Source organism: Desulfogranum mediterraneum DSM 13871 (assembly GCF_000429965.1).
Lineage (GTDB): Bacteria > Desulfobacterota > Desulfobulbia > Desulfobulbales > Desulfobulbaceae > Desulfogranum > Desulfogranum mediterraneum.
Genome location: NZ_AUCW01000004.1, coordinates 256259 through 279224, shown reverse-complemented (window position 1 = coordinate 279224; position 22966 = coordinate 256259). Strand labels below are relative to the sequence as shown.

The window sequence follows — 22966 nt, the reverse complement described above, 5'->3', positions numbered from 1 at the left end:
CTCTTCTCTTTACTCCTGTTTTACTGGCAGAACTGTCCCGGAGAGAGTAGATCTCTGTGGAGAATTTTTCAGCTGGGCCGCTGATCTGAGCGTGAACAGGGTAGAATCCCCTTACCCTTTGTCTCTGTGGTGATCCGATAATGAGTGTTGAAATAATATTTAATCATCTCGAACCATTGCAGCAGAGGCTGTTGCACTGGTTTCAACAGGCCGGTCGGCCTCTTCCCTGGCGGGAGCACTATCACCCCTATCAGGTCTGGATTTCCGAGATCATGGGACAGCAGACCCAGATGGATCGGGTGGTGGACTATTTTTGTCGCTGGATTGAACGGTTCCCCACGGTGGAGGCGGTGGCACGGGCTCCGGAGCTGGAGGTGCTCAAGGCCTGGGAGGGCTTGGGCTACTACTCCAGGGCCAGGAATCTCCAGCGTACGGCAGTGCTTCTGGTTGAGGAGTATGGAGGCGAGATCCCCGACTCCTATGGGCAGCTGCTGGAGTTGCCCGGTATCGGTCCCTATACGGCTGCGGCCATTGTCTCGATAGGGTTTAATCAGCCCAGACCCCTGTTGGATGCCAATGTGGAGCGGCTCTTTTCCAGGCTGGTCGATATCGATACCCCCCTGAAGCTGGTCAAGACCAGGAAACGGCTCGAGCAGCTGGCCAGCGGGTTGCTCCATCAGGGCGATCCGCGCAGCTGGAATCAGGCGCTTATGGAGTTCGGTGCCCTGGTCTGCACCCCGAAACGTCCTGACTGTGCTCCCTGTCCCCTGAAGCCGTGGTGCGCAGCTCATGCCAGGGGGACCGTGGAACTGCGACCAGTATCCGGAAAACGTCAGCGGCGTATTGACATCACCATGGCCTGTGGATTGCTCCAGAGGGGAGACCGTTTCTATATTCAACAGCGTTTGAGCGATGATATCTGGGGGGGGCTGTGGGAATTCCCCGGAGGCAGGTTGGAGGAGGGTGAGACTCCGGCAGAGGCGGCGGTTCGAGAGATAGGGGAGGAGACCGAGTGGGAGGTGATTGAGCCGGTTCCTTTTCAGGTCGTGGTCCACTACTATACCCGCTATCGTGTGACCCTGCACAGTTTCTGGTGCACACTGGTTGATCCGGACTCGGAGCCTGTTCTCCATGCGGCCTCCGGCCATAACTGGGTGACCAGGGCAGAACTGCTCGACTATCCCTTCCCCTCCGGGCATCGGCAGTTGGTGGAGAAACTCCTCCAGGAAGGTGATTCCGGATAATGGGTAAAAGCGCCTGCTGGGGTAAAGTGACGGTTTTTTAGTTGGTTGGAGCTCCTGTTTGTTCTGTTTTTTCGATTTGCCGGAAAAAAATTGTATGTTTGGATAAACCATGCTATCCTGAAAATGGGAGAGGTTATTAGATGGAGGCCACCTTGAAAAATTGCTTTTTCTTCCAATCTCGGCGTTGCACTCAAAATTTTATCCTTGGAATATCAAATATATGCCTGCGGTGAAATTTATCGCGCGCCTTGAACTTGATCGAAAAATCTCATTTTTTAAGGTACCCTGGAGTTAACTCATTCATTGGTGCATCCTTGACACTTGACAAACCGACGTATCTCAATACCCAGGATGAGGTGGATCGTCTGGCCACCAACTGGCGGACCCTGCTGGACACTATGCCTGAGTTGGTTTTTCTTTTGGATGAGGGCGGCTGTGTTGAATACATGAATCGAAGCGCCAAACTTCGTTTTGGCGAAAGCTGCTCAGAGCAGTTGATTGCTGACCTGCGGGCGGTGGGTACCAGCTGTTTTCGGAATCTGGGCAAAGAGGGGGAGAGGGGGGAAGATCCGGCTCAGAACAACCAGATGGAAGCGATGATCGATTCCGTGCCGGTGGAGTTTGCCGCGGTACCCTTTGTGGGCTATAGCGGCGAACAGCTCCTGATGTTGGTGCTGCGCGATATTACCGAGCGTAAGGCCCATGAGCAGGAGCTCTTGCTCTTTAATACCAACATAGAAGATATCCTCCAGAGTAAAATTACCGAACTCCAGGAAAGTGAGGAGACGCGCCAGCGACTCTCCAGGCAGGTCAACAGTCTGAAGAGCCAGCTTGGTCATCGTCACCGTGCCGATAAGATGATCGGTTCCAGCTCCAAGATGCGGGAGATGCGGGAGATGATCCATCAGGTCGCCGGCTCTGACGCCACCATCCTGATCACCGGGGAGTCGGGCACCGGTAAGGAGCTGGCCGCCAACCTGATCAAGGGGATCAGCAGTCGTGACGACAAGCCCTTTCTCAAGATCAACTGTAATGCGATCAATGATTCCATCCTGGAGTCGGATCTGTTTGGTTATGAAAAGGGCGCCTTTACCGGTGCCACCAGTCGGAAGGTAGGCAAGTTTGAGATCGTCAACCATGGCAGCATTTTTCTAGACGAAATTGGGGATATCAGTCCCAGGATGCAGGCCTCCCTGTTGCGGGTCCTCCAAAATGGCGAGATCCTGCGAGTGGGAGGCACCGAACCGGTCAAGGTTGATGTCCGGGTGATCGCTGCCACCAACGTTGACCTGGGTGCTGCGGTGAAAGAAAAGAAGTTCAGGCTGGATCTGTACTACCGCCTCAATATCATCAACATCGACATGCCCCCGCTGCGGGAACGTAAGGAAGATATTGTCGAGTTGGTCTCTCATTTTGTTAATCATTACCGTGATGCCTTTAAAAAGGATATTGATTTTGTCCCCAAATCGATCATCAATCGCCTCTTGCTCCATGACTGGCCAGGTAATGTTCGTGAACTGGAAAACCTGATCCAGCGGGCCGTGCTCATGGCCAAGGGTAAGATGATCACGGAAAAGGATCTGTTTTTTGATCAGAACCTGCAGGCAGAAGAGCCGCTCCAGGAGGCGATAAATCTGGAGAAGCAGCTGGGGAGCGAATCATTGAAGAGTATCCTGGCTGGTTTTGAGAGCGAGGTGATCACCCAGGCCCTGAAAAAGTATGGCGGAAATGTGGCCACAGCGGCTGCCAGTCTGAAGGTTGGCAAGACCGCCCTCTATGACAAGATGAAACGGTATGAGATTTCCGCTAAACAGATCAAAAAGAGTATCTAGCACCCCCTCCTTGATACCCTTGCCGGAGTCTTGCTGAGAGAGCGTTCCGGTGGTGACCGGGGTGGCTGGTTGCCGAGTCGACCTCCCCTGGGGTCGCAGCCATGGCGGTTTATGGTGTGCGGCGTCTGCGAGGCTGCAACAGGGAAGTGGGAGGAGAGAGAGGAAGCAGGATCTTTCCTTCTGTTTGTACTGGATCATATTTTGCATAGTAGTGGTATGGCTAAGCGCAAACCACCCCGTCGAACAGTCAATGCCCCTGAGGGGCAACCGCAATCCACGCCCCAGTGCGACCGCTGCCCCTACTGGTCTCAATCAACCCAGAGTTGCCTCTTTGTGAAAGATGGCCTGTTCCTGCCGTCGACAGAACATATCCTAACCTACTGTGAGACCCCGTTTTTTACCTCCTGTGCCTACTACCAGGAAAGCCTGCAACTCCAGAGAATCGAGGACTCCCTGACAGGCCAGGGCCGGAATAGGCGCCGCTACCTGCGCACTCCGTTCAGGAGTTATGTTTCTTTTTCCACAAAGGCGGAAAGTAAGTACAAGGGGGTCGTTCAGGATGAGGCTGCCTGGAGCGTTGATTTGAGCCCGGGCGGTATCCGTCTTGAAACCCGCGTACAACTCCCGATCCTCTCCGAACTCACCATCTTTTTTAAGGATCAGCACAACTCTGCAGTCTGCAATGGCAAGGTTGTCTGGGCAAAACCCTTTAAAGAAACGCCGTTTTTTTATTATGGGGTGGCCTTCACCGATGCCGATTCCTGCCGCCAGGTCAACCCCTGTCTGAGGAGAGTGATTGTCTAACAGCTGTTCTCTGCTCTCACGGCTGTCCCGGGGCAAGGTCTCTTCCGGGCAGACTCCTCCCGGGAACGAGGGGCGCCCCTTGAATGCCTCCTCACCTGCCTGAGGCCGTCGTAGCTCTCCTGCTCCCCCCTCTTCCAGGGCCGGTGCCTCCAATCTCATCCTTTGAAAAGGGCTGAACAGAGGGTGGTAATGTTTTATTGTTTTGCATAGTATCCCCAGAAGGTGTTAGCTTGGAAATCCCATTAAACATCAACTGGATGCCATGTCGATAGCCTTGTATCATCAAATTTTTTCCCCTCGCATGCTGGTCTCTTTTCTCATGGGGTTTTCCTCCGGGGTCCCGCTCCTGCTTACCCTCTCCGTGCTCCAGGCCTGGATGAAAGAGGAGGGGGTGGATCTCTCTGTAATCGGCCTCTTCTCGCTGGTCGGTTTGCCCTATACCCTGAAGTTTTTATGGGCGCCGGTGCTTGATCGTTTCACCCTGCCATTCTTGGGGCGCAGGCGAGGTTGGCTGCTCTTGTGTCAAGTTTTGCTGATGGGGGCCCTGGTCTGGCTGGGGATGGCAGACCCCGGCAAAGATCCCTGGCTGGTAGCCCTGGCAGCGCTCCTGGTCACCTTTTTCTCCGCTTCCCAGGATATCGTCGTCGATGCCTACCGCCGGGAAGACTTGGCTGATAATGAGCTGGGTCTGGGCAGTTCTCTCTATGTGAACGGCTACCGGGTGGGGATGCTCCTGGCAGGGAGCGGCGGTTTGATCCTGGCTGACCTCTTTTCCTTCCAGCAGGTCTATCTGTTGATGGCAGCCAGTTTAGGGATCGGCCTGGTCACGACTTTGAGCTGTCGCGAGCCAGAGGTTGGCGCAGGCAGCCCAAAGACCTTCAAGGAGGCTGTGCTCCAGCCCTTTGCCGAGTATTTCAGCCGCAACGGCGCCCTCCTTATCCTCCTCTTTGTGCTCCTCTATAAGGTGGGCGACCAGATGGCCTCCACCATGACCATCCCCTTTTATCTTGAGCTGGGCTTTACCAAGACCCAGATCGGTGCCGTGGCCAAGCTCTTTGGTTTTTGGGCCACGATCCTGGGGGGGCTCTTTGGGGGGATCATCATCCTCCGGGTCGGCATCATCTCCAGTCTCTGGCTCTTTGGGATCTTGCAGGCCATCTCCACTGCAGGTTTTGTCCTGCTGGCACTCCTGGGTAACAGCCTCTCCCTGCTGGCCGGGGTGATCGCCTTTGAGAATTTGAGCGGAGGGATGGGGACTGCCGCCTATGTTGCCTATATGGCCTCCTTGACCAATAAAAAATTTACCGCCACCCAGTATGCCCTGTTGTCCAGCCTGATGGGGATCCCCCGGGTGCTGGCCTCCGCTCCCACCGGTTATATGGCAGAATCCATGGGGTGGGTCATCTTCTTCGGCTGTTGCACAGTGGTTGCCATTCCCGGTCTGTTTCTGTTACATTGGGTCTCCGGACTTTCGCAACAGTCGCCTTAAGTCGGCGATCGCCTCTTTAGGGTGTTGCAATTCAGCTGGTCTGCATTACCTATAGCTTATTGATCATTTCTCAGATATCAGGATATCCCATGTCCCTACGTATATATAATACCCTCTCCCGTTCCAAAGAACTGCTCCAGCCCATCGAAGACAACCACGTCAAGCTCTATGTCTGCGGCATCACATCCTACGATTACTGCCACATCGGTCATGCCCGCTCAGCCCTGGTCTTTGATATGGTGGTACGTTATCTGCGCTACCGGGGATACCGGGTGACCTTTGTCCGTAACTTCACCGATATCGATGATAAGATCATCCGGAGGGCCAGTGAGCAGGATATGGATGCTGCGGCTCTGGCCCTGCGCTTTATCGATGAGTTCTATACGGATATGGATGCCCTGGGTACCCTCCGTCCGGATCTGGAGCCCAAGGCCACCGAACATATCCAGGAGATGGTCGAGCTGATCCAGCTCCTGGTGGACAAGGGGATGGCCTATCCCTCCGGAGGAGACGTCTACTTTCGGGTCAATCGCTATGCCGACTATGGCAGGCTTTCCGGGCGTTCCGTTGAAGATATGCAGGCCGGAGCACGGATCGAGGTCAATGAGCAGAAAGAACATCCCATGGACTTTGTTCTCTGGAAAGGGGCCAAGCCCGGGGAGCCGAAATGGACCAGCCCTTGGGGGGAGGGGAGACCAGGCTGGCATATCGAGTGCTCCGCCATGAGCAGGAAGTATTTGGGAGATACCTTTGATATCCATGGAGGGGGCAAGGATCTGATCTTTCCCCACCATGAGAATGAGATCGCCCAGAGCTGCGGGGCCTCGGGGCTGGAGTTTGCCAACCTCTGGATGCACCATGGCTTTGTGACCATCAAGGACGAGAAGATGTCCAAATCACTGGGCAACTTTTTGACCATCCGCGACGTGCTCCAGGAGTATAGCGCCGAGGAGCTGCGGCTCTTTATCTTCTCCACCCAGTATCGTAATCCCCTGGATTTCTCCCAGGCCGCCCTTGAGGATGCCCGTACGGGCTTGGACCGCATCTACGAGTGTCTGGCCCAGGTGGCTCAGCTCTCTCCGGCGGCGGAAGCCAAGGGCTCGGTTGTGAGCGGCAAGGATCGGGAAAAGCTCGAATCTCTGGAGACTCGCTTCCAGCGGGCCATGGATAATGATTTTAACACGGCCCAGGCCCTTGGTCAGTTCTTTGAGACGGTCAAGCTCGTTAACAAGATTTTACGTACTTCCGGCGCCCAGATGCATCAGGAGGACTGCATCCTCTTGGAGGAGGCTGCTGCGAAGATCCGGCAGCTAGGTGATATTGTAGGTATCCTCCAGCGTGATCCTGTCGGGGTGATGGCAGAGAAAAGGGCCCAGGTGCTGGCGAAGACGGATCTGTCCGAGGAGGATATCGCCGAACTGATCGAAAAACGGAATGCTGCCAGGGCTGCAAAGGATTGGGCCACCAGCGATCAGGTCCGAGACCAGCTGCTGGCGGTCGATATCGTCCTCCAGGACGGACCGGGTGGTACGGTCTGGGATATCAGGAAGTAGGAGCTGAAACCAGGAGACCTTGGCGCTAGCTTAAGCTAACGGTGGCTGCCTGCCCGGAGGGTCTTGCTCTTCCAACACCGGTCATGGCGCCGCTGTACCGGCTCAGCCCTGAAAGAGCGTGGGAACTGTAGAGCGGGGGAGCAGGTGAAGAAGGCGTGGTGCTGCCAGGGTGAGCAGCGCAATCAGTTCAGGCTGGCTTGGACAATCACATCGTTCATGCCGGCCTTCAGCCAAGCGGAGGGAATATGTTACGTCAACCAGCGGCTGCCGATCGATTCTACCCAGGGGACCCGGCACGCTTAGAGCAGGCTCTGGGGCAACTGATACCGCAGGTCCCGGAAAAGGTGAGGCGTCCGGCCAAGGCGATCATTCTTCCCCATGCCGGCTATGTCTATTCCGGGGCAACGGCGGGCCTGACCGTGGCTCAGGTTACCGTGCCTGAGAGCGTGGTGATCCTGGGGCCTAATCACTATGGTCAGGGAGCTGAACTGGCCCTCTCCGCTGCAGACTGGTCCATGCCCCTTGGCGAGGTGCCACGGGATCGCCCCTTGTCAGAGCGTCTGCTGGCAGCTTCATCGGCGATTGTCAGCGATGATCTGGCCCATGAGCGGGAACACTCGCTGGAGGTGCAGGTACCGTTTCTTCAGGCTCAGCAGCCTGATCTCAGGCTCGTGGCCCTGGCCGTCTCCCAGGTCTCCTACGGGCTCTGTCGGCAGGTCGGCCAAGAGCTGGCCAAGGCGATTCAGGACCATGGCGAACCGGTGCTGATGGTGGCCTCGACCGACATGACCCACTATAAGCCCAGAGCGCAGGCCAGCGAACAGGACCGACTGGCCATTGAGCGAATGTTGGCCTTTGATCCCGAGGGCCTCTATCGGGTCGTTGGAGAGCGCGGCATCACCATGTGCGGGGTGTTACCCACAACCATTGTTTTACTTGCTGCCAAGGAGCTTGGTGCCTCCAAGGTAGAGTTGGTGCACTATACCGATTCAGGCGAGGTCAGCGGGGATACCGACCAGGTCGTTGGCTATGCCGGCTTGATTGTGAGTTGAATATTTGTGAAGTGATATTTGCTGCGCATTTTCCTTGACAAGAAGCTCAAAACCATCTATTTTCGCCTTCACCTTCTTGCTGGGGGATGGTCTAAAGGCAAGACAGCGGACTCTGACTCCGCTTATCGGGGTTCGAATCCCTGTCCCCCAGCCAGTGAAAACAATCACTTAACGGAAATCAGGTAAAGGCAGGTTGTACATGTCTTGAGGTGTTTTGATACGATTTTCGATAAGGTAGAGATAGAGTAGGAGAAAAGCCCCTGGGATTACCCAGGGGCTTTTCTGTTTTCAGCTGCCGGCAAATTTTGTCCCGTTATAACTCTCCCCACCACCCCACTCATGTTGAGCCTGTCGCAAGGTATGGGAGTTCGATGCTGTTTCTTTTGTACCTTCAGTGCATTCTCTTCCTTTGTGGACCGATACAGGCTTACCAGAGCCTGCCGCCTGCTGTTTGCCTATCGATTTTTCTCTCTCCGGCTGGAAATGGCAACTGGCTGATTTGACAGGAGGGAACCAGCAGCGTACAATTTGTTGAAAGGCCTTTGAATAGGTGCCATTGAGCCCAGGTGCGACATTATACACGAAAAGTTATGCTCGAAATATCAACGGAGTGACTGGCCAAATTTTCTCGAATGCTCAGAGTCCGCGCTTGCTTGGCCATCGAACAAGGGCTCTCCATAATCAAGATTCCCGCCCTGTTCGCTGATACTATCTGCCAAGCCCACTGTTCTGCTCTGCAGCTAAGGTGCCTTTAACAGAATCCGTATTGGGTGAATGAAACGTGAGTAGTATAACTGATGATCTATCCAGACTCGTTATAAAACTTGTCTATTACGGTCCGGCCCTGAGCGGTAAAACCACCAATCTGATCTGTCTTCACGACCATCTTCAGCCTGAGCTTTCCGGAGAGCTGATGACCATGGAGACCAAAGACGACAGGACCCTTTTTTTTGATCTCTTCCCCCTTGGCTTTAGAACTCCCTCTGGCATGTTGGTGAAGATGAAACTCTTTACGGTTCCGGGACAGGTGCAGCATGATGCCACCAGAAAAGCAGTGCTCTCCAGGGCCGACGGTGTTGTTTTTGTCGCAGATTCACAGGTGGACCAAGTCATCAACAACGGCGAATCCTTTCAGAATCTCTCTGAGAATGCAGCAAGGGTTGGTTTGGATTTTCAAAGCCTGCCCATTGTTGTTCAGTTCAACAAGAGAGATCTCGACCATATCTTATCCCGTGAAGAGATCCTCTCGCGTTGGAGCAGTGCACCTTGGCCCCTGGTCTTTTCTGTTGCCCTGACCGGCCACGGTGTCCTTTCGACCTTTGAGCAACTCCTTATCCAACTCTATCCGAAACTGGATCATGAGCATGGCCTCTCCAGCAACCATGGTATGAGCGCGGAGCAATTTATTCATGCGATCATGGGGGATGTCCACTCCAGGGAAACCGAGCGCTAACAGGCGAATGCATAATGAAAAAGTCAGCCAGCCGTTTTGACCGACAATTTACCCTGAAGGAAATTTTCTCCGTCCAAAAAATGAAAAGGATTGAGCAGGCATTGTCTGCTCTTTTGGGTTGTCAGGTTGTTCTGCTTGACCTGGAGACAGTCCCAGATCCTGATGCGCAACATGTTGAGATACTCTGGGAGCTTGAGCCAATCGCTTACCTTGCATCCCCATCGGCCCAGTTGGACCAACTTCGGGCAGGTGCTGAACTTATCCTGATTCTGCTGAAGGAAGCCGTACAGTATCGTATGGCCTCTGAGCTTCATCTGGAAACCATAGCTTCTGATTATGAGGTTCTGCAGGAAAAACACAGGGAGCTGCAAAAATCCGAGCAAAGATACAGAGAACTTTCAGGGAGACTGGAAGAGAAGGTGGCGCAGCAGGTTAAAATTTTGGAAGAGGCGCAGAGAAAGATCTATCAATCGGAAAAGTTGGCCTCGGTTGGCCAGTTGGCTGCAGGGGTAGCCCATGAACTCAACTCACCTTTAGCCTTTATTCAGCATAATTTGACTGCTGCCAAGGACTATCTGCAGAGTCTGGATCTATTCTTCACTGCCGTGCTCCATGGCCGTGATCTTGAGGCCGTCCATGATGCCTGGGAAGAAGAAGATATCGACTTTATCCGAACCGACTTCCCGGTGCTGTTTGACTCCTGTCTTGATGGTGTTAAAAGACTCTCCTCCATTATCTCTGACCTGAAGGTCTTTTCCAATATTAATCGGGAGCATTTGACCAGGGATGATGTCAACAGGCGTCTGCAAACGGTCCTGGCAATGCTCAAGCCGCAGATAGGAAAAGAGGTAGAGCTCGTTGTCAAGTTTTCGGATCTTCCGGAGATCTATTGCTATCCTTCCTATCTTGGCCAGGTGTTCTACAACCTTATTCAGAATGGTATTCAGGCCATTGAAGGCAAGGGCAAGGTGACGATCACCACCTTTGCCAGCCAAGACGAGGTCTGCATTAGCGTGGGCGATACGGGTATTGGCATTAAGGAGGAGCACCTGGCGCGGATCTTTGAACCTTTTTTTACCACAAAAGAAGTAGGTCAGGGAACTGGTTTGGGGCTCAGTGTTATCCATGATATTGTCCAGGCGCACCAAGGCACCGTTGAGGTGCAAAGCGAGCCGGACAAAGGTTCTGTCTTTACGATTTCCCTCCCTGTGGATCCGGAGATCAATAACAGCAGGGGGCACAAGCAGCGGGGTGGTGGACAGCTGTAATCTACTCTGAACTATGAGATTTTTCGATCACGCTCAAGCTGGACTGTAGTCCTTTGCCAAGATGGGCAAGGCTGCCAACTGGACCCTCCCCTTTTACCTGTCGATAAACAAAAAAACGCAGATAGAGCCAATGGCTGATTACACTTCTTTTTTTACCGGAGAGACATCCCAGGGCCCGGAGCAGGGCAAGGAGTCTCCGGCCTATCGTATCCTGATAGTGGACGATGAACCCCATATCCTTGACTCTATGAGGCGAGTTTTTCGTAAAGAAAATTACAGGATAGAAACGGCTTCCAGTGCCAGGGAAGCTCTTGAGCTTATGAGGAGAAAAGAGTTTCAGCTCATTATTTCTGATCATATGATGCCCGGAATGACCGGAGCCGAATTGCTTCAGAAGGTACGGGAAGTCTATCCGGATACCATCCGGATCATGCTCACGGGTCATGCAGATACCTCAGCCATAATCGGAGCAATTAAAGATGGCGCAGTCTATCGTTTTATCCTGAAACCCGCCCAGGATGACGATCTTCGGGTTACGGTGGCGCTTGCTCTGGAGCAGTTTGACATTATCAAGAAGAACAAGGAGCTTCTCGATATCAACACCAGGCAGAGCAAGGAAATGGAAGCCCTGTCTAAACTCTCCATGATCAGTAAGAGCCAGCTGCCCTCCATGCTCCAGCAACACGGCTGCATCACCGATAATCAGGTACAGAAACTGTATCAACTCCAGACCCGTGAAAAAAATTCGATGTTACAGGTCATCCTGGAGAAAGGATGGGTAAGCGAAAAAAAGATCCACAGGATCCTGAAAGAAGAGCTCTGTCTCGAAGAGGTTGCCCTCCATGAAATTCAGGTCGATCCGCGAGTCACCGAGCTGATTCCCCGAATTTTCTGTATGCGCCATCTGGTGCTTCCGCTCAAGCTGCGTGGTAAAAAGAAACTCCTGCTTGCCGCCGCCGATCCGACAGACTTTGATATGATCAACAATCTTCGCTTTATCACTGGCTTGCAGATCGAGACCGTACTCGCAGACCTGACAACCCTGGAGAGTAAAATTACTGCTGTCTACGGAGAGGCATCAACCGCTGTTTCCTTTAAAGATATGGAAACCGTGGCCACATTTGTCGATCCCTTTGATGCGATTGAAATTATTATCGAAGAAGAGGAGGATGTTTCTCTCACCGAGCTGTTGCGCAGTACGGAAGAACCGCCGGCTATTCGCCTTGTCAATGCCATTCTTATCGAGGCCGTGCGCAACAAGGTCAGCGATATCCATATTCAACCCAAGGCGAAAAGTGTTGTGGTGCGCTACCGCTCAGATGGGATTTTGACGGACAAGATTCATATTCCCCTGGAGTTTCACAGTTCGCTGGTCTCCCGGATCAAGATTATGGCAGAGCTGGATATTGCCGAGCGGCGTAAACCTCAGGATGGCAGGATCACGGTAAAAACGCCATTGAAGATAGTGGACATGAGAATTTCCACCTTGCCCACCATGAACGGAGAGAAGGTGGTGATGCGTCTGCTTGATCGCAATGCAGCCATTCACACGGTCGATGAACTGGGTTTTTCCAAGACCAACCTGGAAAAGGTATTCAACCTCATCGATGTCCCCCAGGGGATCATCCTGGCAACCGGGCCAACTGGCAGCGGCAAGACAACTACCCTCTACTCCCTGCTTCAGCACAATGTAAGCCCCGAAAAGAATTACATAACCCTTGAAGACCCGATCGAATATTACTTTGATAGCGCCTCACAGGTACCTATCCGGGAAAAGATCGGCTTGAGCTTTGCCTCTGTTTTGCGTTCAGCGCTCAGGCAGGATCCGGATGTAATACTCCTTGGGGAGATACGGGATGCAGAGACGGCCAGCGTTGCCTTTAACGCAGCCTTGACCGGGCACCAGGTGTTTTCAACCCTCCACACAAATTCTGCCGTGGAAACTGTTGCCAGGCTTATCGATCTGGAGCTGCGGCCCTATATCATCGCCTCGGCGCTCAAAGGAATTGTCTCCCAGCGTCTGGTGCGAAAAATTTGTCCCCATTGTCGGGAGGAGGTGAAGGTCTCTCCGAGGGAACTCAGTCGACTGGGTCCCCTCTTTGCAACTCCAAAGCTGAAGACCTACCAGGGGAAAGGCTGCCGACATTGCCATGGCAACGGTTTTGAGGGGCGTCTGCCGATCCATGAACTGCTCATCATGAGCGATCTGTTCGTCGACCAACTCTCTGCGGGCCAGAGTATCGTCAATCTCCGCAAGGCAGCGGAGCAGGAAAAGATGCCTTTTTTGATTGAAGATGCCAGAAACAAGGTCCATGCAGGTCTGACCACGGTCGCTGAAGTGCATCGGGTACTTGGTCCCCAGGTATAAGCTGGGTCGCAGAGTCGAGCTTTATCTCAGGTATCGGTCTGATGTTCCGAAGATAAATTTCTGAGATCCAGGCCGAGGCTGGAAGAAGAGGCAATTTCTCAAGCTGGTCTCAATCCCTTCCGGAATGGAGCGCATCTCTGACGCCTGTACAGAGTTCTGACATGGAATAGGGTTTTTTGACCAGCCCGCTGGCACCCAGATTTAATGCGCCTTTAACGTCACTGCTCTCTGAGAATCCACTTGCGATGATGGCCCGCTGCGCGGCGTTCAGGCGAATCAGTTCTCTGTAGGTCTGGTAGCCGTTCATGCCGGGTGCCATTATCATATCCAACACCACCAGGTCGACCTGGTTTTTCCTGACATGGGCGATTGCCTCTTCACCAGAAGAGACAGCCATGACACGGTAACCAGTTTTTTCTAAAAATTTCATGGCGATATCCCGGGGGACGTCTTCGTCGTCAACCACCAGGACATGTTCACCCCTTCCCCTCGGGATCTCATCGGCCTCCTTTGGCTCCACCGGTACCTGGTCGGCAACTGCAGGAAAGAAGAGCTTAAAGGATGTTCCCTGCCCCTTGCTCTCCACAACAATGGCTCCATCATGGTCCTGGATGGTGTTCCACACGATGGTCAAGCCCAGTCCGGTGCCGCTTCTCCCCATCTCCTTTCTGGTGTAGAAGGGCTCGAAGATATGATCAAGCTGGCTCGCCTCAATTCCCGGTCCATTGTCAGCTACGGTCAAGAGGGCATATTCACCTGAGCTCAGAGATAGATCCTTTGCCTCATCCTCGTTCAGCCATATGCGGCTGATGGTGATCCTGATCTGACCCTCCTGCTGCACCGCTTCAACTCCGTTGCTTACCAGGTTCATGATGGACTTTTTGACATGAATCGGTGAGCAACAGATGGTGGCCTCTTCCCAGTGACAGCTATAATCCACTGACACCGAGGGGTAGGAGGAGGACAGCTTTCCCTTTTCAGGTGATTGCAGATATTCCCGGATCAGCGAATCAAGTTTTGCCGGCCGCTTTACACTGGCGGCTGCACGGGCAAGGGTCAACAGGTCTGCAACTATTGAGGAGGCTCTCTCTCCCGTCTCCTTGATCGTTGTGATCGGTTTCCTCAGGCTGCTCTCCGCCGGCAGGGTCTGGAGGATGAGCTCGGGGTATCCTATGATTCCGGTGAGAATGTTGTTGAGGTCATGGGCGACGCCGCTTGCCATCAGGCCTATGGCCTCCATCTTCTTGGCTCGTTGAAGTTTATCGGCAATGGCCTCTTTTTCCTGCTCTATCTCTTTTTGGTAGGTCACATCTTCAAACATGGTGTAGATAAAGGCCTCTCTGTCGATCTCCATCTGGATACTGGTAAACCTGCATGTCATGATCTTGCCATCACGCTTTACCAGTTCAGATTCCCGCCCCCTGGAAAGGTTGCTCTTTTCCAGGTCAGCAAGGATCAGGGTTCGGTCTGCAGGGTTGCTGTAGAATGTTTCCGCTTGGAGCTCTCCAAGCTCTTCCCGGCCGTATCCGAATACATCCAGGGCAGCCTTGTTGGCCTCCACGATCTCCCCTTTTCGATTAGACACGCTTATGGCAATGGGGGCGTTGTCAAACAGGAGGCGGTAGCGCTCTTTTGCGGACAGTAACTCCCTGTTTTTATCGCGCAGGGTGTCTTGGGCCAGTTGAATTTCGTCACACATGAGGTTGAAGGTATGGGCAAGCTGCCCTATCTCGTCATTTTGGCCGACCTCCAGCCGTTCATCAACGGTCCCCTTACTGATGCGTTTGGCCAGGGCTGCAATACTGTTGATGGGGCGAACGATACGTTCGCTCAGAAAGATGATGACCGCAAGCAGGAAGATGACAGAGAGAAGCAGGATCGTGATCGCTCTCTTGAACAGCCTCTTGGAGTGGAGCAGGATGTTCTCTTCTGCTATCTGTGCAGTGAGCCGATTGGCCAGTTTCGATTCCGCAGCCTCGGTCAAGTCCCTGGAATATCCGCTGGAGCCATTGTCCAAGGGGGAGGGGTGGTTGAGCAGGTTGAGTGCCTCAGCCGTGACCACCGGTGCAGAGATCAGATAGTTTTGCTCCTCATCCTGGTAGGTCATGGTCACCGACCGGCTGGCCGAGTCTTTCGCTGGGAAAGAGATCTCCCTCCTGTCCCGGCTTTCCTGGATCGTGTCGAGGGAGTCTCGGAAGTTGATCCCAACACCCGGGATGCCGCCAAAGCCTATCTCTGACTTGAGGTGATAGCAGTTATCTTCGATGACCGACCAGTCGAGAACCCCTGCAAAAAATCGCACCAGCTTGTGGTCTTTGTCGACAAGGGGTACTGCAAAAATAAAGGTCTCGCTCCGAAAGGGCAGGCCGGCGGCAATCGCCAACTCTGCGCCGCCGGTGAAGACCCGTATCGGCGGGTGGAGCGAGAGCAGTCGTGCCGTGACCAGCTTTTCCTGAATCTCCCGGTAACGGAGTGAGTTTTTTTCACCCTGTACGGTGAGCCTGGTTAAGATCTCTTGCTGGGTGTGCAGCTGTTGTCTGAAAAAGGGCAGGCCACTCTTCCAGGTATCGAATGTGGTTGTAAGTTCATCCAGCATCTCGGCGGATAAGGCGCTCTTGCCGGTCACCTCCCTGGGTAAGAGGTATTTATTGACATCGTTGGTGGCTGTCTTGAAATATTGTATCCTCCCCTGGAGGTCAGCAAGGATCAGCATGGAAAAGCCCTGGTGTTCCTTCATCAGTCCACCTATGTAACTGTCAGCATCGGGGCTGATCTCCTCCAGATCAAGAGGCGTCTGCAGGATGTCATCCAGGATCAGGTGAAAAGAACTGTTTTTCAGGCGAAGATAGTGGTTTATTTCCTTTGCCCCGTTCTCAACAGCCAGGGATACCATCTTGAGAAAGAAATCGGTTTCTGCATCCTTTTGAGCCTGATAGTTGAGGTAGATGACCGCCGTAACAGGGATCAGAAAGGGCAGGAGCAGGGTGATGATTTTTTGACGTAGGTTCATCTGGTTTCTGTTCGTTGATCTGCAGGAGAGATCAGGCCGAGCTTTTTTTGGACAAGCAGTTTGCCGTTTTTAAAGGTAGCTATAACCATGTTGAGATTCATGTGGTGATCCCGGCGCATGGTCACCTTTCCGGTTCCCACGGTGAGCTCCTGGCCCTCCATGGCGTCAATGAGCGCTTCTATGTCAGCGATGGTGCCCGCCTTCTCGATGGCCTGCGCCAATAATCGGATCAGGCCGTAGTGTGATTCCGTCGAATAGGTCACCACCGCATCATCACCGAACAGCTCTTCTATTTTTCCAGTCAAGTTCCGGGATTCCGAGCTGTCCATCGAACTCAGGAATGGTGAGATGGTGAGAATTCCTTCAAGCTCAGCCGGGCTGAGCTTCTTGCTCCAACTTTCCTCCGATGCAATGGCCACTAACTGTATCCGCTCTTTCAGGCCTGCATGGTGGAATTGTCCGGCAAAGCGCTGGCCATCCCGGCCGCACATAACGAGCATCATCACATCTGCCCCTGAGGCTGCCACCCTCTGGAGGACAGGGCTGAAATCGCTCACTCCAAAGGGGGTGAACTCTGTTGCCACCACCTCTCCACCCACCTTCTCCACCTCTCTTGCCATCAGGCGCGACATCTCATGGGGCCAGACATAGTCGTAGCCGAATATGTATAGCTTTGAACCGTGGTGTTCGGCGAGATAGGGTATTAGCGGGGTGATGACATGATCGGGAATGGGGCTGTAACAGAAGAGGTACCTGTCAAAGTGGCCTCCTTCGTAATCGATCCCATAGAGAAGGGGCGTCTTGAACTGTCTGGCGACGGTGCTCATGGCTTGTCTGGCAGGACTGCTCACCGGCCCCACGATCGCCAAGACCCCGTCTTCCTGGATAAGCTTGCGCGTCTGTTGTACCGCCAGATTCGGGTCAGATTCGTTGTCTTGAACCACCAACTCGATGGGCCTGCCGTTAAGCACTCCTCCGGACGAGTTGATCTCAGCGGCCGCCAACTTGACTCCCTGAAGACCAAGCTGGCCAAAGCTTGCAAAATCACCCGTCAATGGCAGGACAACCCCTATCTTTATAGCTTGGGTGTCCCTTGCGGGAAGAAAGTTATAGAGTAGAGCTGTTACGAGGGCAAGCAGGATGAGGAGGAGTGGGTATCTGGCGTTCATGGTTTTTCCTGTGTCTCTTGGCCGGGCTTGTGCGCCAGCAGCCATTTAAAGGGTACCTAAAGCTGTTGTTCTGCAGCCTGGCTCTGTCCACTACCGTTAGGGCTCCTGCAGGGCAACAGCTATTTCACTATCGTTATCAGCGGTAATACCACATTGTCTGGCCGTGCCTTGCTGGACTGTGGCCCGACAACTTGACCCCAGGCCCCTTGCGGGGAGATGCAAGCTGCCCCCCTTCTTTTTTTTTAGGGACGCTTCTGTTTTCACACAAAGCGTTTGAAAGGGATCACTGGGCGAGCCGTAGGGATAATGCCGTATATGACTACAGAAAATTCAGCTGAAATGATCCGGCTGCTGGGCATGATGCATCTCGTGGGCGATTGACCCTACAACATACAATTTAAAAGAACAACCTTGGCAGAAAGGCCTCGCAGAGAGGTTCGGGACCTGTTTCCCAGGGTGTTGAACCCTCTTTTTTATTTCTCTCTGATTGTCGCCTGCCTGACTCCCCAGCCTCCAGAGGATTGTCTCCCCGCCCTCTCTCTTGGAAAACCGGGTTCTGGTTCAACAACCAGTGATCGTCCAAGGGCGTTTTCCAGGGTCGATGCCCCGCGTCGCGACATCGGAGGAGGGCTGCCTGTACAGCTGCTTTTTTGGCTGTCCAGGCGTGACTCTCCCTGAGCGGGCAGAGCCTGGGGAGGAATTTGCTCCCTTGTTTTCTGTCAGACTTGAGCCACAAACCTTGGTCAACCTGTTTATGGGTGCCAAGCAATATTTGTGCCTTGTTTTTGGATCTGTCCTAACAAACGGAGCCACCTTTCCTTGATATCGACCGCAGGGGTGACGAAATTTGTCAGGTGTTGACTTTTAAGGGCAGTTTTGCGTCCATTGGAAAGGGTATCGGTGGAGAGGAATCTGGAAATATATATTGATGTTGCAATTTAACTGTTCGGTAATGTTAGTTTTTTTTTTAATTTTTAGGGGTGGTACGGAGAGTGCTTTATCAGTTGGGAATACGTGATTACAAAGTGCCAAGCACTCAAACAGGCAACCCTACAAAACCTTTTCACAAGGAGCGTAACCATGAAAATGAATCTAACTCAAAAAATTCAAAACAAAGAAGGCTTCACCCTGGTCGAGCTGATGATCGTTGTGGCGATTATCGGTATCCTGGCTGCTATTGCCATCCCGCAGTTTGCTGCCTATCGTACCCGTGCTGCTAATGCCAACGGTAAGGCTTTGATTAAATTGTTTTCTAGTGCACAGGCGAATCTTAACTCTGAGTTGGGTTCTTATGGAAACATAGACGGACAAGCTGGTGGTGCCACTCTTGCTGCACTCCCTGCTGGTGGTGCTGGTGGTGCCGCTGGTGTCTCAGCTATTGCTGATTCGCAAGCTGACCCAGTTCTTGCCACTGATGCTTCAGCTGCAGCTGCCGGAGGACGTTTAGAAGGAAGCAATGGTGCCACAGGTGCAGACTTTGCCGTTCCGATGGGGCTTGGTGCCAACGCCGTTATGCAATCTACCGTGCCGGTTGCTGTCGCTAATGTAAACTTTGCGACTTCTTATATGGTGAAAGCTCGTAGCGTTAACGGCGACACGGTTTATGCTCAGGATTCTGAATTACCTAATACCATGTTTTTCGTATCTAACCCCACTTGGCGAGGTTTAGCTGCCTTTGCTGCAGCTGCTGCTTCTCCTAACCCTGCTTTGGCTGCTAAGGTCACCGGAACTGTTCAGTTAGCAGGGGCCGATAACAATGCTATGGCCGCAGCGGATAACCTTGCTGGTGGTGGTCTTCCAACGGTAAACTACACTGTAGTACAGTAAGCAGTAACAATAATAAAAAATCAAATTATTGTTAGCATTATTTCCCCTCTTGAAGCTTTACGCTTTAAGGGGGGGTTTTTACATCTCATGGAAACAAATGATTATAGTAAACTCTCTGTCAAAGGAGTTTGGTAAAGGGAAAAAGAGACAAAAGGTTGTGGATAATCTTTCTCTTCATATTCTTCCAGGGGAGGTTTTTGGTTTTCTGGGTCCCAACGGTGCAGGGAAGTCAACTACTATTAAACTGCTGTTGGGTTTTCTGAAACCTGATGATGGAGCCATGCGGGTTAGAGACAAATTAGTGGGGCAGGACGAATATCGCAACTTTATTGGATATTTGCCGGAATTTCCCTTCTTTTACACCCATCTTACTGCCAGAGAGACCCTTTATCTTTCTGGAAGGTTAAGCGGTATGGGACGGAAATATATTCGTAAGCGCTCTGATCAACTCTTGGGGGAACTGGATTTATCCCATGCTGCCAATAAAAAGGTTGGTGGTTTTTCCAAGGGGATGAAACAGAGACTTGGTGTGGTAAATTCCCTTCTTCATGATCCTGAAATCCTGATCTTTGACGAACCCATGTCCGGGCTTGATCCTTTGGGCCGTTACCTGATTAAAGAGCTTATCGTTAAACTGAAAGAATCGGGAAAAACCATCTTTTTCAGCTCCCATATTTTAAGTGATATAGAAGAGTTATGCGACAGGATTGCAGTTGTCCACAGGGGTAGACTGCTTTATGCCGGCAATATTGGCGGTTTTGAGATAAAAGAGGGGCAAAACCTTGAATCCCGTTTTATAGAAATTATAAAGGAGGCGACCGATGCAGTGGTGGTGTAATATCAGTACGCTTGCCCTTGCTACCTGGAGGGAGGGCATGAGGCACAAGGCTTTGTGGGCAATTCTTGCTCTTGCTGTTTTGCTTACCCTTGCAAATTACACCATTACCAATATGTTTTCCTGGGATCTTGGCAAGGTAACCGTTGAGTTCGGGCTGTCGGCAGTAGCCTTTTCCGGTCTTCTGATTGTGTTCTTTCTAGGTCTTAAAATCATGGCCGATGATTTGGAGAGAAGCAGGATATATCTCTTTCTTTCCCGTCCGGTAACTATCAGGCAGTATCTCTTTGGTAAATTTTTGGGTTTGGCTCTCATTCTGTTGGCGACGACTGTTGTTTTAGGTGTTAGCGCCGCTGCTTCCATGCAAATGATTCTTATTCAATATCCAGCATTTGTTCCACCGGGATTTTCATGGACGATTTACATGATGGCTCTTTTTCTCCAGTGGTTATCTCTGCTTATGGTACTTGCATTAAGTTTTTTTTGGTTCAGTATGGCGAGCAAGTCTTTTGTTGCCCTCGTTTTTACCTCACTTTCCTACATTGTTAGTCAGAATGTAGACACACTACGTTATGTAGTAGAGCGAAATAGCAAGGCCGGAATCCTGGCCGGGCAGGAGACCTTGATAAAAATTGTTTCCTGGATATTCCCCAATCTTTCTCTGTTTGATAAAAAACATGAGGCCGCCTATGGGCTTGAGTTTCCTTTAGGTGATTTCCTCCTGATCAGCGGTTACGGATTGGCCTACATTTTTCTTCTACTCTGGATAGCAGCGCTTTTGTTCCAGAGGAAGGAGCTTGCGAAATGATGGGCTTTGCAAAGGGTAAGCGTACGATAATTTCGGTAACTGTTTGTTTGCTGCTGGTTTATACTGGATTGTTATCAGTCATTGAAAGTAGAAGGGGTGATTTTGGTTTAAGCGGTAAAGAGCATGGAATATGGGATTTGCCCCCCATGTTACTCTCCGCAATAGCCGGCGAATTCAAAGGGATGCTGGCAAGCTATATTATCCTTGATGCCGGCTCCAGGGTAGGTTCCCAGGTTGAACGAACAGTTGATGGCTCATTTGTTACAGTAAATCAACCTTATAACTGTGACACCTTGTACAGGATGATTCAGGCGAGCCAGCATCTTGATCCAGTCTTTCAGCAGTCCTACAGCCTTTCTCAGGGGTGGTTGCCATGGCAGCCTTGTCACCTGGTCGAAAAAAATATAGAAATTCTGGAAACTGCCAGGAAAAACCGGCCATGGGATCTGTTTCCAGTTCTGTATCTTGCCTTTAATAATTATTTTTTTCTAAACGATTACAAAAAAGCAGGAGAAATACTTCTTCAAGAAGCTGCAAGTCGTAAAAATGCCCCTTATTATCTTAGTATTCTTGGTTCAAGATTGAGCAAAAAAGGTGGAGATACAGGAGCTGCTATTGCTTTTTTGCAATCCATTATCAGTAATACAGATGTTGAAGAGCCAGGTTATGAGATGCTGCAGCAAAGGCTTCTTGCTCTGCAAGGAGTTATGGTGCTGGAGGCAGCTGCAAAAGAATACCAGAAAATGTTTTCTGTCTATCCTGAAGAAGTGGGGCAACTGGTTGAAAAAGAAATTCTTTCTCCGGTTCCAAAAAATCCCTACAAGCTAGAATACTGTATTAATCAGCAGGGGCAGGTATTTTTTGATCGCCCTGATTGCAGGAAGCAGTGATATACGATATTGAATCAAACTTTATTTTGTAGGAAAGAGGAAAGAGGAAAGAGGTCATTGTGTTGTGAGAACGAAATGTTGTAAGTCTATGACGTTACTTGACCTTATTTTTCCAAATAGAATTTTGTTGAATTCCTCTTTCTTCTCTGTCTGCACCCATTCCCGGGCCATTTACCTGAATCCGTGACCCAGCCGCTCACGCTTATGCGCTATATCTGAATCAATTGTTTTTTTTTACCCAGGCTACTTCATCGGTCGCCTCCCACCTGCTTAAAAGCTGCTGAAACGGGCTTGGATCTTTGACAATCTGACAAAATTACGAAGCCAGGGCGCACTTCTCTTGAAGATCGGTCCTTCTCGAGACAAGCAATCCTTCTTATCCGCCGACTAAAAGTCGGCTGTATACAGCGGCAAAAGCGGCGTAAGCTGGACAGTGTCTTCCAAAACGTAGTCGTAGGCGACGTCCATTTACAACGAGACGAGTTGCCAGGTAGATCAACTCCTGGATAACTGTCTTCAGACGCCGTCGTTTTCCTGGGCGGCCTATCGGTGAGCTCTTGCCCAGTTGTCCAATCAGTCGGAGAATATTGTACGCAAATGCACCCATGGCCATTACCGCAGCATTGGTTGCAAACTTCCAGCTTGGCAGGCGCTCTAAATCCAAATCGGTTTTAAACTCACTGTGGAACTGTTCGCTCAAACCGTGGTTCTGATAGAGGCGGATAATGTTCTCTTCTGGTAGGTCGAGGTTGGTCCCCCAGCCCTCCACCGAGATATCGGGTTCCAGCAGTACTTGCCCGCGTTTGTCGGTCTTTCGCTCAGTAACCCCTACCACATTAGTGAAAACGAATTTTTCGCCTTCATATTCCTGGTGCTTTTAATGGTGAGCAGGGCAACTTTTTTGTGCTTTCGAGGCTCTGATACAGCGCCTTCTGCGAACGCTTTCCGGCATAATGCGCCAGTAATCTCTCTGCGAGGGTTCCATTTAACGATATAGGACACTTTTTCAGCCTTGCGGGATAATCCCCTGGTTTCAATAGCATCATGGTCTGAATCTAGGCGAACCAACAATTTCTTGCTAGTGAGCGCCCTGGCCCGCTGGAGCACCTGTTCCATGAAGGGGATAAAGCCTTCCTGGCTGTGTTGGCTACCAGGGCGAAATTCGATATCCAGACACCACCCTTCCAGGCCGAGGTATGCGGCTATGGGAGCATAGCCATCGTGTCCCTTGTAGGTTCGGCTGACTTTCTCCTTTTGGTACCAGAGTTGTCCATGGGGAAAACATCGGCATCCAGTGGGATGTGTCCGGTATCAAGAGGCGAGAATTGAACCTCACCTCTTTTGAGCAGGTTCAGTGAGCATTT

The 22966-nt window shown here is 51.8% G+C and carries 15 protein-coding genes, 1 tRNA gene and 1 pseudogene; 14 read left to right on the top strand and 3 right to left on the bottom strand.

Annotated elements, in window-relative coordinates; translation table 11 throughout:
- The first annotated feature begins 140 nt into the window (after positions 1 to 140).
- From mutY to G494_RS0102740, 10 genes are all read left to right on the top strand, one after another.
- Positions 141 to 1244, top strand: coding sequence for an A/G-specific adenine glycosylase (gene mutY / locus G494_RS0102790; RefSeq protein ID WP_051305304.1), 1104 nt, complete (start codon positions 141 to 143; stop codon positions 1242 to 1244).
- A 314-nt stretch (positions 1245 to 1558) separates the two neighbouring features.
- On the top strand, positions 1559 to 3076 hold the full coding sequence (locus tag G494_RS21610; protein WP_051305302.1) for a sigma-54 interaction domain-containing protein: 1518 nt from the start codon (positions 1559 to 1561) through the stop codon (positions 3074 to 3076).
- Between the two features lie 216 nt (positions 3077 to 3292).
- Positions 3293 to 3880 carry a PilZ domain-containing protein gene (locus tag G494_RS0102780; protein WP_161629926.1) on the top strand — a complete coding sequence of 196 codons (588 nt, stop codon included), beginning with the start codon at positions 3293 to 3295 and terminating at the stop codon, positions 3878 to 3880.
- 262 nt (positions 3881 to 4142) lie between these two features.
- Positions 4143 to 5369 (top strand): AmpG family muropeptide MFS transporter, encoded by a 1227-nt coding sequence (locus tag G494_RS0102775; RefSeq protein ID WP_028583303.1) that lies wholly within the window; start codon positions 4143 to 4145, stop codon positions 5367 to 5369.
- Between the two features lie 89 nt (positions 5370 to 5458).
- Positions 5459 to 6922 (top strand): cysteine--tRNA ligase, encoded by a 1464-nt coding sequence (cysS, locus tag G494_RS0102770; RefSeq protein ID WP_028583302.1) that lies wholly within the window; start codon positions 5459 to 5461, stop codon positions 6920 to 6922.
- 245 nt (positions 6923 to 7167) lie between these two features.
- Positions 7168 to 7974 carry an AmmeMemoRadiSam system protein B gene (gene amrB, locus G494_RS0102765; protein ID WP_028583301.1) on the top strand — a complete coding sequence of 269 codons (807 nt, stop codon included), beginning with the start codon at positions 7168 to 7170 and terminating at the stop codon, positions 7972 to 7974.
- 80 nt (positions 7975 to 8054) lie between these two features.
- Positions 8055 to 8128, top strand: a tRNA-Gln gene (locus G494_RS0102760).
- A 627-nt stretch (positions 8129 to 8755) separates the two neighbouring features.
- A complete protein-coding gene (locus G494_RS0102755) occupies positions 8756 to 9427 on the top strand; it encodes a GTP-binding protein (RefSeq protein ID WP_028583300.1) in 672 nt (223 codons plus the stop codon).
- A gap of 14 nt (positions 9428 to 9441) precedes the next feature.
- Positions 9442 to 10695, top strand: a complete 1254-nt coding sequence (locus G494_RS21605) for a sensor histidine kinase (protein WP_084456313.1) — start codon at positions 9442 to 9444, stop codon at positions 10693 to 10695.
- Between the two features lie 130 nt (positions 10696 to 10825).
- The gene (locus G494_RS0102740; RefSeq protein WP_028583298.1) at positions 10826 to 13063 is read left to right on the top strand and encodes an ATPase, T2SS/T4P/T4SS family; all 2238 of its coding nucleotides are present in this window, start codon (positions 10826 to 10828) and stop codon (positions 13061 to 13063) included.
- Positions 13064 to 13172: 109 nt separating this feature from the next.
- Here G494_RS0102740 and G494_RS0102735 read toward each other — a convergent pair whose 3' ends face one another.
- Both G494_RS0102735 and G494_RS0102730 read right to left on the bottom strand, forming a co-directional pair.
- Positions 13173 to 16073, bottom strand: a complete 2901-nt coding sequence (locus G494_RS0102735) for a response regulator (protein ID WP_028583297.1) — start codon at positions 16071 to 16073, stop codon at positions 13173 to 13175.
- Positions 16070 to 17242 (bottom strand): substrate-binding protein, encoded by a 1173-nt coding sequence (locus G494_RS0102730; protein ID WP_028583296.1) that lies wholly within the window; start codon positions 17240 to 17242, stop codon positions 16070 to 16072. Before G494_RS0102730 ends, G494_RS0102735 begins: the two co-directional genes overlap by 4 nt.
- Positions 17243 to 18322: 1080 nt before the next feature.
- Between G494_RS0102730 and G494_RS27855 the strand changes: the two genes are divergently transcribed.
- The 4 genes from G494_RS27855 (at position 18323) to G494_RS0102710 (ending at position 21602) form a co-directional block, all read left to right on the top strand.
- Positions 18323 to 19069 carry a type II secretion system protein gene (locus G494_RS27855; protein WP_269746545.1) on the top strand — a complete coding sequence of 249 codons (747 nt, stop codon included), beginning with the start codon at positions 18323 to 18325 and terminating at the stop codon, positions 19067 to 19069.
- A gap of 97 nt (positions 19070 to 19166) precedes the next feature.
- Positions 19167 to 19907 (top strand): ABC transporter ATP-binding protein, encoded by a 741-nt coding sequence (locus G494_RS21595; RefSeq protein WP_051305299.1) that lies wholly within the window; start codon positions 19167 to 19169, stop codon positions 19905 to 19907.
- The gene (locus G494_RS0102715) at positions 19891 to 20712 is read left to right on the top strand and encodes an ABC transporter permease (RefSeq protein WP_028583295.1); all 822 of its coding nucleotides are present in this window, start codon (positions 19891 to 19893) and stop codon (positions 20710 to 20712) included. The genes G494_RS21595 and G494_RS0102715 overlap by 17 nt, the downstream gene beginning before the upstream one ends.
- The gene (locus G494_RS0102710) at positions 20709 to 21602 is read left to right on the top strand and encodes a tetratricopeptide repeat protein (protein WP_028583294.1); all 894 of its coding nucleotides are present in this window, start codon (positions 20709 to 20711) and stop codon (positions 21600 to 21602) included. Before G494_RS0102715 ends, G494_RS0102710 begins: the two co-directional genes overlap by 4 nt.
- 376 nt (positions 21603 to 21978) lie before the next feature.
- Here the strand turns inward: G494_RS0102710 and G494_RS27515 are convergent.
- A pseudogene (locus tag G494_RS27515) lies at positions 21979 to 22963 on the bottom strand (IS1380 family transposase); the annotation flags it as partial.
- Positions 22964 to 22966: the final 3 nt, after the last annotated feature.